Annotated in this window: 9 protein-coding genes; 7 read left to right on the forward strand and 2 right to left on the reverse strand. The window is 66.4% G+C overall.

The window, feature by feature from the left end:
- Nucleotides 1–28 precede the first annotated feature (28 nt).
- A complete protein-coding gene (locus ACFQDH_RS13105) occupies nt 29–3,802 on the forward strand; it encodes a S8 family serine peptidase (RefSeq protein ID WP_382401962.1) in 3,774 nt (1,257 codons plus the stop codon).
- Nucleotides 3,803–3,945: 143 nt separating this feature from the next.
- Here ACFQDH_RS13105 and ACFQDH_RS13110 read toward each other — a convergent pair whose 3' ends face one another.
- Nucleotides 3,946–4,926 (reverse strand): NYN domain-containing protein, encoded by a 981-nt coding sequence (locus ACFQDH_RS13110; RefSeq protein ID WP_382401966.1) that lies wholly within the window; start codon nt 4,924–4,926, stop codon nt 3,946–3,948.
- Between the two features lie 479 nt (nt 4,927–5,405).
- Here ACFQDH_RS13110 and ACFQDH_RS13115 point away from each other — a divergent pair, with 479 nt between their 5' ends.
- The 5 genes from ACFQDH_RS13115 to ACFQDH_RS13135 all read left to right on the forward strand — a co-directional run bounded on the left by ACFQDH_RS13115 (nt 5,406) and on the right by ACFQDH_RS13135 (nt 9,667).
- Nucleotides 5,406–6,047 carry an ABC transporter permease gene (locus ACFQDH_RS13115; protein ID WP_382401969.1) on the forward strand — a complete coding sequence of 214 codons (642 nt, stop codon included), beginning with the start codon at nt 5,406–5,408 and terminating at the stop codon, nt 6,045–6,047.
- The gene (locus ACFQDH_RS13120; protein WP_382401971.1) at nt 6,047–7,309 is read left to right on the forward strand and encodes an ATP-binding cassette domain-containing protein; all 1,263 of its coding nucleotides are present in this window, start codon (nt 6,047–6,049) and stop codon (nt 7,307–7,309) included. Before ACFQDH_RS13115 ends, ACFQDH_RS13120 begins: the two co-directional genes overlap by 1 nt.
- Nucleotides 7,306–8,115 (forward strand): ABC transporter permease, encoded by an 810-nt coding sequence (locus tag ACFQDH_RS13125; RefSeq protein ID WP_382401973.1) that lies wholly within the window; start codon nt 7,306–7,308, stop codon nt 8,113–8,115. The genes ACFQDH_RS13120 and ACFQDH_RS13125 overlap by 4 nt, the downstream gene beginning before the upstream one ends.
- A gap of 83 nt (nt 8,116–8,198) precedes the next feature.
- Complete coding sequence (locus ACFQDH_RS13130; protein WP_382401976.1) at nt 8,199–9,131, forward strand: glycine betaine ABC transporter substrate-binding protein; 933 nt, start codon at nt 8,199–8,201, stop codon at nt 9,129–9,131.
- Between the two features lie 239 nt (nt 9,132–9,370).
- The gene (locus ACFQDH_RS13135; RefSeq protein WP_382401978.1) at nt 9,371–9,667 is read left to right on the forward strand and encodes a hypothetical protein; all 297 of its coding nucleotides are present in this window, start codon (nt 9,371–9,373) and stop codon (nt 9,665–9,667) included.
- Here the strand turns inward: ACFQDH_RS13135 and ACFQDH_RS13140 are convergent.
- Nucleotides 9,641–11,011 (reverse strand): glutamate decarboxylase, encoded by a 1,371-nt coding sequence (locus ACFQDH_RS13140; protein ID WP_382401980.1) that lies wholly within the window; start codon nt 11,009–11,011, stop codon nt 9,641–9,643. The two genes, ACFQDH_RS13135 and ACFQDH_RS13140, sit on opposite strands and share 27 nt — an antisense overlap.
- Nucleotides 11,012–11,459: 448 nt before the next feature.
- On the opposite strand from ACFQDH_RS13140, the gene ACFQDH_RS13145 reads away from it, so the two are divergent.
- On the forward strand, nt 11,460–14,210 hold the full coding sequence (locus tag ACFQDH_RS13145) for a WD40/YVTN/BNR-like repeat-containing protein (RefSeq protein WP_382401982.1): 2,751 nt from the start codon (nt 11,460–11,462) through the stop codon (nt 14,208–14,210).
- Nucleotides 14,211–14,264 lie beyond the last annotated feature (54 nt).

Raw genomic sequence — 14,264 nt, forward strand, 5'->3', positions numbered from 1 at the left:
CCCCGGTCCGTAAGCACACGGAGGTTCTATGCGTCCAAGTTGGCGCCGCCATACCCTCACGTCCGTCGGCGTGCTCGCGCTCGCAGCGACGGCGATCTCATCGCCCGCCCTGGCCTCCACCGGCACGTCGACCGGTGACCACGGACCCATCGTCGGCTCCGCGGCCAGCACCCAGGCCCAGCAAGCAGCGACTGTCACCCTCATCTCCGGCGATCGTGTCCGGGTCTCGCACACCGCCGATGGTCAGCCGGTCGCGCAGATCTTGCCGTCCGCGGACGGCACCGTCGCCGACTTCGAAACCCAACGCGACGGCGACAACCTCTACGTCTATCCGGTGACCGTCGCCAAGGCATTGGCCAGTGGCCGGATCGACCGCGAACTGTTCAACGTCACCGGCCAGGTCGCCAACAAGCTTGACGACGCGCACACGAAGTCGATCCACCTCATCGCGCAGTACGACAAGAGCACGCGGACCGTCCGCGACACCACACCGACCCCGACGGATGCGACCGACAGCAAGCCACTGGCCTCGGTCAACGCCATGGCGTATGCCGTGCCGAAGTCCGACGCCAAGGCCGCCTGGGACGAACTGGTCAAGTCCACCTCGACCACGGGCGAAGGCCTGGGCAAGCTGTGGCTGGACCGGCCGGTCAAGATGACGCTGGCCGACTCGACCGCGCAGATCGGCGCGCCCACCGCCTGGAAGGCCGGGCTGGACGGCAAGGGCAGCAAGGTCGCGGTGCTCGACACCGGCGTCGACGCCGGCCACCCCGACCTTGCAGGCCGCATCGCGGTGAGCAAGGACTTCACCGGATCTGCCCATGGCACAGACGATTTGGTCGGTCACGGCACGCACGTCGCCTCGACCGTCGCCGGCACCGGAGCCGCCAGCGGCGGAAAGGAGCGCGGCGTCGCGCCCGGCGCCAGCCTGGTGATCGGCAAGGTCCTGGACGACTCCGGCTACGGCATGGACTCGGACATCATCGCCGGCATGCAGTGGGCGGTGTCGCAGAACGCGGACGTGATCTCGATGAGCCTGGGCAGCCAGCTGCCGACCACCACGTGTGACGACCCGATCGCTCAGTCCGTCGAGCAGCTGTCGCACAGCAGCAAGAGCCTCTTCGTGATCGCGGCCGGCAACCTCGGCTCGGGCTTCAACACGGTCTCCAGCCCCGGCTGCGCGGCCGACGCGCTGACCGTCGGCGCGGTCGACTCCCAGGACAAGACTGCCTACTTCTCCAGTCGTGGCCCGGTGGGTGGCACTCATGTCCTCAAGCCCGAGATTGCGGCTCCCGGCGTCAACATCCTCGCCGCGAACGCCGGTGGCCGCGGGATCTACGCCTACCAGACGATGTCGGGCACCTCGATGGCCACGCCGCACGTCGCGGGTGCGGTCGCGATCGCCAAGGAGGCCAACCCAGGGTTCAGCGGTGCGCAGCTGAAGCAGCTGATCACCTCCTCGGCGGACTCCGACGTGCCCGGCGACGCGCAGGAGGTCGGCGCCGGACGCGTCGACATCCCGCAAATGCTCAAGGAGACCGTCACCGCCCAATCCACTGTGTATGGCGGGCAGTTCGACTACCCCCAGACGCATGCGTACAACGCGAAGACAGTCACCTACACCAACCGTGGCGACAGCGCGGTCGACCTGCGGCTTGCCGTCGCGAAGGTCTCCGGCAACGACGGCAGCGCGATCAACACCCCGCTGCTGAAGGTCCCGCAGCACGTGACGGTTCCGGCGCACGGCACGGTCGACGTGCCGGTGACGGTGCAGCTGGGTGCCAAGATCCCGGCGAGCGCGCTGGGCGACATCACCGCCCGGATCATCGGGACGAGCGGTGGCCAGCACGTGTCGACGGCGTTCAACCTCTACGCCGCCGCTCCCGCCGTCACGGTGACCGTGAAGGTGATCGACCGCAACGGCGACCCCGCCAACGGCGCCTCGTCGGTCGACCTGGTCAACACCGACACATCGTCCGGCGGTCGTGCCTACGTAGGTGGCAAGGACCAATCCTTCACGGTTCGTCCCGGGCACTTCTTCCTCACGTCATACGTGATGACACCGACGGTCGGGGCGCCGGCCTCGGCGGCTCCTGACTCACTGTCCTACCTCGCACGCCCTGAGCTGACGATCACCAAGGACACCACGATCGTGCTCGACGCGCGGCAGGCCAACCCGCTCACCGTGTCGACGCAGAAACCGAGCGAATTGCGTTCCACGACACTGACTTTCGACCGGCAGTGGCCGACGGACTGGGTGCATTCCGGTTCGATGACGGCCGGACCCGCGACGCCGAAGGTGTATGCCGAGGTCAGTGGCACCGTCGCCAAGGGTGACGGGTCGTTCGAGTTCGGTCACTGGACGCGGCGCACCACTCCGATCGTGTCATCGATGACGACGTCCGGTGCGCTGGCGCTGCACCCGCTGTCCCCGGCGGGCGGCATCGCCAACCTGGACGGTGTCGGCTCGGCCGACGTGGTCTCGGTCGGCGCCGGCACCGCGGCCGACTTCGCTGCGGCCGATGTGAAGGGCAAGGTCGTCGTGGCCGAGCTGCCGGCCACGGGCAGCGACTACAGCGTCCAGACGCTCGCGGCCAAGGCGGGCGCGAAGGCTCTGCTGCTCTACCGGGACGCGCCCGGAGCCTGGCTGCCGGTGGTCGGTTCGGGACCTGCTCCACTGCCGGTCTACGCACTCCCGCAGGCCGAGGGCGTATCGCTCGGTGCGGAACTCGCTGGCGGGCAGGTCATGCTGAAGTGGTCCGCGACGGCGAATGCGCCATACGCCTACACGCTGGGCTTCTTCGACGACAAGCAGCTGGTCACGGCCCAGAAGCACGAGGTCTCCGACTCCTCACTGGGCAGCATCGAGGCGACATACAACAGCATGGGTGTGGCCACCAACTTCGGTGACCTGACCAGCGCACAGCGCCCGGACGGCGTCGGGTTCGCGATCAGCGGCATCGACCCGCTCCCGACACCGGGCAAGCGCACCGAATACCTGACGGCCGACGGGACCCAGTGGTCCAAGGCGATCCTGTCCAGCTTCCCGTTCGGCGAGGTGATGAACGATCACTTCCGCACCTTCACGCCCGGCGAAACGGTCTCGGACAGTTGGTATGGCGGAGCGGTGACCCCCGGGGTCCGCAAGGGCACCGACGGCACACCGCAGCGGGTCGCCGAGCGCCAGGGCAACCTGCTCGGCGTCGCCCCGACGATGTGGGCGGACAGTGCTGGGCACTGGGCTGACCAGGGCAGCTTCGGTGACCTGGGCAACCTGCAGTTGAGTCGCAACGGAGTGGCGGTCGGGTCCAGCTATGACCCGTTCGGCGTCTTCACCGTCCCGTCCGACGATGCGACCTACGCGCTCACGTTGAACACGCAGAAGGTCGGCCAGCCGGCGAAGATGTGGCAGCGGTCGACCGCGGCCGCCACCACGTGGACCTTCCGGTCACACGAGGACCCGGCCGTCTACAGCCAGGCGTTGCCGCTGCTCTTCCCGCGGCTCGACCTGCCGACCGACGGCCTGAAGACGGTCGCCGCCGGCCAGACGAACATCCCGGCGCGGATCGACGCCAACCCGGGCTACGACTCGGGCGCGATCACCGCGGCCAGCGTCTGGACATCCACCGACGGCGGCGCGACCTGGGTCGCCGGCTCCGCCAAGGTCACCGCGACCGGCGCCGATCTCACAGTGGACAACTCCGCCGACTCCGGCAAGCAGGTGAGCTTGAAGGTCGAGCTCACCGACGCCCACGGAGCCAAGGTCTCGCAGACGATCACCCGCGCGTACGACGTGCGCTGATCCGAAACCGGCAAGGGGCAGGCGACCAACCGGTCGTCTGCCCCTTCAAGCTGGTCGAGTGCCGGAGGGTCGCCTGCCCCCGCAAGCTGGTCGAGTGCCGGAGGAGCGCAGCGGGGGAGGTGTATCGAGACCCGCGGACCCGCTCACGACACCTCGTCGAGGATCTCCCAGAACCGCGACCGCAGCTTGTAGCGCGTGGTGTCGTCCAGATAGAAGTTGTCGAGTCGCGCCGACAGGTCCAGCAGCAACGCACGGTCCAGGTCGCTGGGCACGGACGGCTTGGCCGCCTGCATCCGCGCGATGTCCTCGGTCGTCGCGGTTCGCTTCCAGGAGTCGATGACCTTGCGACATACGATGTCGATGCCCTCCGCGATCACCTCGGGGTCGGGCTGGTCGTGCAGTCGGACTGAGACGATCGGCGGCTGGCCGGTGGTGGTCGAGTAGATCAACTCGTGCGGCGTCCGGTAGGGCTTGGACAGGTCCGGTGTGGAGGCGGCGGCAACGCGCGCGGCGACTGCGGCGGGGGAGGACTCGCTGACCGGTGCGGCCACGGCTGCCGGCGGGGTCGCCTTCCGCTCACGACGATGTATGGCGCTGTCGAGTCCCGCTTCGTCGACGAGCAGCACGTCGTCGGCGACCTGTCGCAGGTGGGTCGACACACCGTGTGGCTTCCCGTCCGCGTTGGGGACGGCCAGCACGATGACCTGGGCTCCGAGATTCTGCGCCTCGTCGACGGCCTCGGTCAGATCGTCGTCACCGGTGACCAGGTAGAGCCGATCCACCCGACCGTGCCGGGCGTGGTTGACGATGTCGAGCCCGAGGCGCAGGTCGACGCCCTTCTGAGTGCCATCTTGCGCCATCCGGCCGAGGCGGAGCTTGACCCGGGGCAGGGCGCTGATGTGCTTCTGTTGCTCGGTCATCGAGTTGAAGCGCGCGGCGTCATACCACTGAGTGCGCAGCAGCGGCATGCCACTGTCCTCGCAGACCTGCCGCACCAGTCCCTCGATCAGCTCGGCGTGCGCGACCTCGATGCCGGCGCGCAGTGACGTGCCGGTGATGCGCGTCGCCGCGGCCGCCAGCAGGTAGCCCGCGTCGACATACAAAGCGCAATACGACTGACTCATTGCGACCCCCAAAGGTCTCGCCACGGGTGAATTCCCGAACGCTATCAACCGCGCCGGAGCTCAGCCCGTATGCCGCGCCCGGCAGCCATGCGGGTCGAGTAGCGGACTTATGCGGGTCGAGTAGCACGGGGGAGCGCAGCGGAGGAGTGCGTATCGAAACCGGGCGAAAGACATCTCGACCGCGCTTTGCCCGCACGATGCACCGAGAATCCCTCTGCGCCAGACGATTTCGAAATGCAACTCTCGAAATACATTGGCGGACAGCCATTTTCGTGATGGATATGTGATAGGTGATGGCACCGCCAACGTTCAAGCAGTCGAAAAGACTTCACAGGGAACAGGTTTGGTCCTTGGCGTCTGCCCGACTGTGTGCTTGAGTGAAAGAGGCCCGAGCGGCTTCGACCATCTCACGACGTCGTCGCTGCCCGATCCGCATACCGCAGCACGCCTCGTCAATGCTCTGTCTCGGGAGGCAGCCAGTGTGGGATTTTCTCTCCGATCGCCGCGCGCAATTCCTCATTGGTGCGTGGAACCACGCCTATCTGGTGATCCTGGCGGTGCTCTTCGCAACGGTCATCGCGGTGGCGCTCGCTGTGCTGGTGACGCGTATGCCGAAGCTGGAGCCGGTGGCCAACGCGGTGAGCGCCATCGGGCTGACCATCCCGTCGCTTGCGCTCATCGGCCTGTTGATGCCCCTGACGAAACTGGGCGCCACGACTGCTCTGGTCGCGGTCACCTTCTATGCCGTGATGCCGATCCTGCGCAACGCTGTGGTCGGCCTGCAAGGTGTTGACCCGACGCTGATCGAGTCGGCGCGCGGCATGGGCATGAGCGAGCCGATGACGCTGCTGCGGATCCGATTACCGCTGGCCTGGCCGGTGATCCTCAGCGGCATCCGAGTCTCGTTGCAGATGTGCATGGGCATCGCCGCGATCGCGGCATACGTCCTCGGGCCCGGTCTCGGGGGCTGGATCTTCCAGGGGCTGGCGCAGGTCGGTGGCAAGAACGCCCTCAACTATGCGCTCACCGCGACGATCGGGATCGTGGTGCTGGCGCTCATTCTCGATTTTCTGCTGCTCATCCTCGGGCGGCTCACCACCTCAAAGGGAGTGCGGGTCTGATGACCGCTGTGGAGTCCACCACCGAAGCTCGCGCGGCAGTCAGCGGCGCGGAGATCCGTCTCGACGGCGTCACCAAGACCTACCGCGGGCAGAAGACGCCGGCTGTCGACAACATCAGCCTGACCATCCCGGCGGGCGAAATCGCAATGTTCGTAGGGCCTTCCGGCTGCGGTAAGACGACGACGCTGAAGATGATCAACCGGCTGATCGAGCCGACGTCGGGGACGATCAGCATCGGCGGCGAGGACATCCGCGCCAAGAAGGTCGACGAGCTGCGGCGCACGATCGGCTACGTCATACAGGGCGGCAGTCTCTTCCCGCACATGTCGGTCGCGAAGAACATCGCCATCGTGCCGAAACTGCTCGGCTGGAACTCCGACCGCATCAAGGCGCGCGTCGACGAGCTGCTCGACCTGGTCGGGTTGGATCCGTCGAAGTATCGCGGCCGCTACCCGCGTGAGCTGTCCGGCGGTCAGCAGCAGCGCATCGGGGTGGCACGCGGCCTGGCGGCCGACCCACCGGTGATCCTGATGGACGAGCCCTTCGGCGCGGTCGACCCGATCACCCGGCAGCGCCTGCAGGACGAGCTGCTCTCGATCCAGCGCGAGCTGCGCAAGACGATCGTCTGTGTCACCCACGACATCGACGAGGCGATCAAAATGGGCGACCGGGTGCTGATCCTGCAGGAGGGCGCGCACATCGCGCAATATGACACCCCCGAGGTGGTGCTGAGCAGCCCGGCGAACGAGTTCGCGCAGGACTTCGTCGGCGCCGGCTCGTCGCTGAAACGCCTTAGCCTGGCGCGGGTTTCGGAGCTGGACCTGCGGCAACCGACCACAGCGACGGTCGGCGAGAACGCCGCCGAGGTGCAGCAGCGGGCGCAGGCGAACGGCGACCGCTCGGTGATCGTGCTCGACCGTCGCAACCGACCGCTCGGCTGGCCGTGGGTGCGCCAACTCAAGGGCGCCACGATCGTCGAGCCCGACGAGGACCTGGTCAACCTTGACTCGCGGGCCACCCTCAACGACGCGCTCGACACCATGCTGGTCAGTGGTCACGGGGGCGCGGTCGTCACCGGCGACCGCGACTCCTACCTCGGCATCATCACCTTCAAGACGGTGACGGACTTCATCGAGGAGATGCAGCGTGAGGCAGAGGCCGAAACCAACGGCACGGCAACGTCTTTGAACGGCGAGCACCCCTCAGAACGCATCTCGATCGCGCCGACCGACGAGGAGCTCGAAAGCGGGAACGCGCCGTGACTGTCGACACCAGGACGCCGGACATCGACACACCCGGAGTCGAAGCGGACGACGGCCGCAAACGGGGTCGGATGAGTCGCAGCGCCGCGATCGAGATCTTCGGCATACCCGTGCTGGTGATCGTCGGCTTCCTGCTCTACGTGTGGTGGCGGCAGACCGCGACGCTGGACTCGATCGAGACCAGCTCGCTGGCCTGGCCGGACGTGCGGCTGCAGATCTGGCAGCACATCAAGCTCACCATCGTCGCCTCCCTGATCGTCGTGGCGATCGCCGTCCCGTTGGGCACCTTGCTCACCCGGCCGGGCCTGAAATTCCTCGCGCCGATCGTGGTCGGTGTCGCCAACGCCGGCCAGGCTGCGCCGTCGATCGGCCTGATCGTGCTGCTGTTCATGTGGCTGTCCAGCTGGTCGGGCTTCTGGGTCGCGATCACTGCGCTCACCCTGTATGGCGTGCTGCCGGTCCTCCGAAACACCATCACCGGACTGCAGGGCGTTGACCCGACCCTGGTGGAAGCCGGTCGTGGCGTTGGGCTTTCGGGCCTTGCGGTGCTCTTTCGGGTCGAGTTGCCGCTTGCGCTGCCGGTGATCATGGCCGGAGTCCGCACCGCGCTGGTGCTGGTGGTCGGCACTGCGGCGCTCGCGACGTTCGTCAACGCCGGTGGCCTCGGCGGTGTCATCACCGCAGGCATCACGCTCTACCGCTACCCGGTGATGGTTGCCGGCGCAGTGCTGATCGCGTTGCTCGCGCTGCTCGTGGAGTGGTTCGGCCGGGTGCTCGAGCTATTGGTCCGTCCAAAGGGGATCTGATGCGAATCACCTTGCGCCATACAACATCTCGGGGACGACCCCGTCGCGCGCTCGCGGTCGTAGCGGGCGCTGCGGCGGTCGCGATGACCACGTCTGGGTGCCTCGGGCTGGGGACCGCGGGCGGTTACGTGCCCTCGGCCAAGCTGGCCGGCGTGCTGGCACAGACCAAGCCGTTGAGCGGCACCTCGATCTCGATCGGCTCCAAGAACTTCACCGAGAACATCCTGCTCGGCAAGATGGCGATCATCCTGCTGAAGTCGTCCGGCGCGACGGTCACCGACCTGACCAACATCCCCGGGTCGGCATCCGCGAGGCAGGCGATGCTGGACGGGCAGATCGACGCGATGTGGGAATACACCGGCACCGGCTGGATCACCTACCTCGGCCACGAGAACCCGATCCCCAGCGAGCGCAAGCAGTATGTCGCGGTGCGCGACGAGGACAAGAAGAAGAACAACCTCGACTGGCTGCCGCCGGCACCGATGAACAACACCTACAGTTTCGCGGTCACCAAGAAGGTGCAGGAGAAGTTCCACATCACCAAGTTGTCGCAGCTGGCCAAGGTGCCGAAGGCGGAGCGGACCTTCTGCGTCGAGTCCGAGCTGATCAACCGCCCGGACGGGTTGAAGGGCATGTTGAAGAAGTATGACGTGCCCCTCGGCAGCGGCGTCCCGCGCAGCAACCTGCGGACCTACCAGACGGGCGCGATCTACGACGCGACCGCACACGGCAAGTGCAACTTCGGTGAGGTCTTCACCACCGACGGCCGCATCGTCGCATTGCACCTCAAAGTGCTGCAGGACGACCGGTCCTTCTTCCCGAAGTACAACGTGTCGTTCGTGGTCCGGGACAAGATGCTCAAGGCGAACCCGCAGATCGCGAAACTCTTTGCGCCAGTGAGCAAGAAGCTCACCAACGACGTGCTCCTGCAGCTCAACGCAAAGGTCGACGTCGACGGCAAGGAGCCCGCCGACGTCGCCTACGACTGGCTCAAGAAAGAACACTTCATCAAGTAGTGGCCCAAGCTGGTCGAGTAGCCGCGAGGCACGAGCGTCTTGAGGTCCGCACCTGAGGTGGCCGAGGAGCTGGGGGAGCGAAGCGGAGGAGGCGTCTCGAGGTCCCGCACCATGCGGGTCCAGTAGCGAGCCTGGCGGGTCGAGTAGGTCGGGGGAGCGAAGCGACCGCCGACGACATGACCGGGAGAAGTCGTCTTACACGAAGATGAAAACGTTTAGCACGGCGCTACATTGACAGCATGCGTGCTACGCCACCGAATGCACTTCCGCCCGACGTCTACGACCTGTTGGGTGAGCGCGAACAAGCGGCCGTGCGAGGCACCTGGGCGGAGCGGATCACCGCGCTGCGCGAGGGACTCAACTACGAAAGTGAGTTCAGTGCGGTGGGGCAGGAGTATTCCGAGGCGGACGCTGACGGCAATTTGATCGTGCACCCGGCCCGAGACTCACGCCGGGAAATGGCGGCCTGCCGCGCTGACCTCGCGCTGAACGAAGCTGCGAGGGTGGCACTAGTGGTGGAAGCCCTCCGGCCCTGAGATCTGATGGTCCGGATGCGCGTCCTTCGCCAGCGTGTTGACGGTGTTCGTCAGGTCGCGGACCAACCAGTCGGCCAGGTCGGTGGTGAGGCCGTTGCGGCATACGATCCGCAGAACCGCCAAGTCCTCCCGGTCCTTGGGCATCGTGTATGCCGGGACCTGCCAACCTCGTTCGCGCAGACCGCGGGAGACGGCGAAGACGTCCCAGCCCTGCACGTCGTCGGACGTGGTGAAGGTGACGACCGGTAATTCGTTGCCACGACTGAGCATTCGGAACTGCGGCAGCGCGCCGATCTGCTCCGCGAGCCGGCCGGCGACGTCACGGGTCGCCTGCTGCACGGTGCGGTAGCCCTCGAAGCCGAGCCTGGTGAACATGAAGTATTGCCCGACGACCTCCATGCCCGGCCGGGAGAAGTTGAGCGCGAAGGTCGGCATGTCGCCACCCAGGTAGTTGACGTGGAAGACGAGTTCCTCGGGCAGCGCGTCACGGTCCCGCCAGATCGCCCAGCCCACACCGGGATAGACCAGTCCGTACTTGTGCCCGGACGCGTTGATCGAGGCGACGCGGGGGAGGCGGAAGTCCCATTGCAGGTCGGGGTCGAGGAACGGCGCGATGAAACCGCCGGAGGCCGCGTCCACGTGGATCGGCACATCGGGGCCGCCGCCTGCCGCGAGTTTGTCCAGGGCAGAAGCGATTTCGGCGACCGGCTCGTAGCTGCCGTCCATCGTGGATCCCAGAATGGCCACGACGCCGATGGTGTTCTCGTCGACATACTGCAGGGCGCTCTCGGCATCGAGGTGCAGCCGATCTCCTTGCAGCGGCACCAGGCGCGGCTCGACCTCGAAGTAGCGGCAGAACTTGTCCCAACAGATCTGCGCGTTGGCGCCGAGCACGAGGTTGGGCCGGCGGGTGAGGTCGTCGCCGACCTTGGCACGCCAGCGGTGCTTCAGCGCGAGGCCACCGAGCATGCACGCCTCGCTGGACCCGATGGTGGAGCAGCCGGTGGGGTCGGTCGGGTCTTCGGCGTGCCAGAGGTCGGCGAGGATCTTCACACAGCGCTGCTCGATGTCGGCGGTCTGCGGGTATTCGTCCTTGTCGACCATGTTCTTGTCCATGCATTGCGCCATCAGGGCTTTCGCCTGCGGCTCCATGCTGGTGGTGACGAACGTCGCCAGGTTCAGCCGCGCGCTGCCGTCGAGCTCCAGGTCGGCGCGGATCGCTTCGTATGCCGCGCCGGCAGGCAGCGGATGCTCGCCGAGCTTCTCGCGGGGCAGCACGTCCCAGCCGCCCATCACCAAGTCGTCGCGCAGTTGATCGAGGTTCGCTTCGCTGTCTGCGGTCATAACGCTCACTATTGCGTGGATCGCTGAAACATCAAGGTGGCCGGGCGTCGTCTCGAGGCCCCGCATCAAGGTGGCCGAGCGTCGCCCTGAGGGGCCCGTGAGGAACGAGCGGGGCGTCACGAAGGGGAGCGGTGAGGTACGAGCCGCGTCTCGAGGTCCCGCATCAAGGTAGCCGAGGAGCGGTGAGGTACGAGCCGCGTCTCGAGGTCCCGACTCATGGCAGCAGTCGCTCATGCGCCACTCCGCAAATCACCGGGAGCCCTTGCGCCGCAATAGGATCGAGTGTTCGGACTCACCGGAAGGCGAGTCTGAATGGTTTCGGGGAATTTGCTGAACACCGTCCCAATCGGGACGCCCGTCGAAAAGAGAAACCATGTCTGGGTCCACCCCTGAAGACACGTCACAACCGGTGCAACCACGCCCTCCACGCCGACACCATCGAGCCCTCTTGGCCGGCGGTGCAGCCGTCGCCCTCGTCGTTGGTGCGGGCGGCGTCGTGACCGCCGCCGGCGGCCCCGAGAAGGCATGGGAGAAGGTGACCGGCAAGCAGGAAGCGCACGAGAGCCTGCACGAGTTCGCCCACGAGCACCAGCATCTGAACAAGCACTCGCAAGCCCTGTCGGTGATCATGGAGAAGCTCGACAACGGCGGTGAGGCGATTGGCGGTCCCAACCAGGAGCTGTATGGCGACCAAGCCTTCCCGCGAACAGCGGTTGCGCCCGCGCAGGTCGCACAGAACCGCTCGGCCTTCATCGCCACCACGAAGAACGGCAAGGGCGGGCCTCCCGGGCTCGGCCAGTGGACGTTGCAGGGCAACCTGACCGGCACGGTGCCGGCTCCGGTGACCTACACCGGCAACGCGAGCCAGGTGTCCGGTCGTGCGACGGCGGTCGTGATCGACCCCAACGGCAAGACTGCCTACATCGGCTCGGCCGGCGGCGGTGTGTGGAAGACCGACGACATCACCGCGACCACTCCGTCTTGGCGCTCAGTGTCGGATTCGTTGCCGTCACAGGCAATTGGCTCGCTCACCCTGGCCAACGGCGTGCTGTATGCCGGCACCGGTGAGGCCAATGGCTCGTCCGACAACGAGGCCGGCATGGGGCTGTTCAAGAGCACCGACGGCGGCGGGTCCTGGTCAGAGGTGACCGGCTTCCACGCCGACTCCGTCGGACGCAGCATCGGCTCGATCGCCGTCGATCCCACCGACGCCAACCACCTCCTGGTGGGCACGATGGTCGGTCGGCACGGATCGTCGTCGGTCATCGGCGGCCGTATGACGCCACCCGGTGTCGCACCGATGGGCCTCTATGAATCCACTGACGGGGGCGCGAGCTGGAAGCAGGTCATCAACGAGCCGCAGGATGCCGTCGACGGATCATCCGCGAACGGCAACGACTTCTTCCGCGGTGGCGTGACGAAGGTCGAGTTCGATCCGAACGACCCGAAGGTGACGTACGCGTCCGTCAGCGACTACGGCCTCTACCGGAGGGCAGCCGGTGAGTCGTCATACACACGGGTCTATTCGGTGAACAACCCTGGCGCTGTTCAGAATTCGTCGGCGAACCGGGTCGAGTTCGACGCGACCTCGTTGGGCGGGAAGACTCGCATCTACCTGGGTGACTCGACTCGGTTCAACGGGACGGCCGGGCTGTTGCGCACCGACGACGCACAGGCGTCGACGGTGTCCTGGACCGACCTGAGCAGCTCCAGCAAGTCGTCGCCCGGTTATGACAGTTACAACTTCTGTCAGGGCCAGTGCTACTACGACATGGCGGTGAGCACGCCCAAGGGCCAACCGAACACGGTCGTGCTGTCCGGCTCGATGAACTACGACGAGTTGTTCAACGCGCACCAGCCGAGCAACGGCCGGGCGATCATCCGGTCCACGAACTCGGGCGCGTCGTTCACCGACATGACGAATGACGTTGCAAACAATGGGTTGCACCCGGACCAGCACGGCTTCGCCTTCTTCCCGAACGACCCGAACAAGTGGGTCGCGACCGACGACGGCGGCGTGACGGTCGAGAGCGGGCCGTTCGTCGACAAGTCGGCGGACTGCAACACCCGTGGCCTGAACGCCACCGACTTGGCCAACTGCAAGCGGTGGTTGTCGGCGATCCCGACCTCCAACAAGGAGGTCAACGGCGGGCTGCAAACCCTGCAGTTCCAGTCGGTTTCGCTGCAGAACGGCATCGTCCAGGGCGGCACGCAGGACAACGGCACCTGGGAGTCGGACTACCCGGGCGGTTGGGCGGAGACGGTCGGCGGTGACGGCGGCAACTCGGCCATCAACCCGTCCAACAGCAACATCCGCTTCCACACCTACTACAACCCGCAGATGGACGTGAACTTCCACGGATCGTCTGCGACCGGTTGGGACTGGATCTCCGACCCGCTGCTGGCCAGCGGCGAGGCGTCGTCGTTCTACATGCCTGTCGAGTCGGACAAAACCGCGCCGGGCACGGTTTACGTTGGCCTGCAACACATTTGGCGCACGACCGACAACGGTGGTGCCCAGGGGTCGCTGGATCAGCATTGCAACGAGTTGACCGGCGACTTCAGCACGACCTGCGGCGACTTCACCGCACTGGGTGGTGCAAATGGCGACTTGTCGGGCACGGTCTACGGCAGCGACAACGCCGGCGCCGGCAACTACGTGGTGTCGGTGGCGCACGCGCAGCGCAAGACGAACATCTTGTGGGCGGCGACCCGACGTGGTCGGCTCTTCATCTCCACGAATGCCAACGCCAAGGTCGCGAGCTCGGTGCAGTTCACCCGGCTCGACCAGACCGCGGGTGGTGACAAGCTGCCGACGAGATTCATCTCCGGGATCTCGCTGGATCCGGCGAACCCCTACCACGCGATCGTGTCCTACAGCGGCTACAGCGCGTATGCCGCAGGCGGTCACGTCTACGACGTGACCTACAACCCGAGCACCAAGAAGATCACCGCCAAGGACATCTCCGGTGACCTCGGCGACCAGCCGATCCTGGCGGTGCAGCGCGACTGGCGGACCGGCGCGATCTACGTCGGCACCGACTTCGGCGTGCTCGCCCTGGCGCCCGGTGGCACCAGCTGGGCCGCAACCTCCGGCATGCCGCAGGTAGCGGTCTACGGCCTGACCCTCGACGACTCCGGCAAGCGCCTGTATGCCGCAACCCACGGCCGAGGAGTCTACGAAAACCGCATTAACTGAACGAGATTCACACGAGGTGCGGGCGACCTGCCAAGGTCGCCCGCACCTTCGTCA

It is taken from the genome of Flexivirga alba (assembly GCF_042661025.1).
Taxonomy (GTDB): domain Bacteria; phylum Actinomycetota; class Actinomycetes; order Actinomycetales; family Dermatophilaceae; genus Flexivirga; species Flexivirga alba.

Bases quoted from the DNA above. Each gene is read 5' to 3' on its own strand.
- ACFQDH_RS13105 (WP_382401962.1), top strand. From the start codon at position 29: ATGCGTCCAAGTTGGCGCCGCCATACCCTCACGTCCGTCGGCGTGCTC.
- ACFQDH_RS13135 (WP_382401978.1), top strand. From the start codon at position 9,371: ATGCGTGCTACGCCACCGAATGCACTTCCGCCCGACGTCTACGACCTG.
- ACFQDH_RS13130 (WP_382401976.1), top strand. From the start codon at position 8,199: ATGACCACGTCTGGGTGCCTCGGGCTGGGGACCGCGGGCGGTTACGTG.
- ACFQDH_RS13140 (WP_382401980.1), bottom strand. From the start codon at position 11,011: ATGACCGCAGACAGCGAAGCGAACCTCGATCAACTGCGCGACGACTTG.
- ACFQDH_RS13120 (WP_382401971.1), top strand. From the start codon at position 6,047: ATGACCGCTGTGGAGTCCACCACCGAAGCTCGCGCGGCAGTCAGCGGC.
- ACFQDH_RS13110 (WP_382401966.1), bottom strand. From the start codon at position 4,926: ATGAGTCAGTCGTATTGCGCTTTGTATGTCGACGCGGGCTACCTGCTG.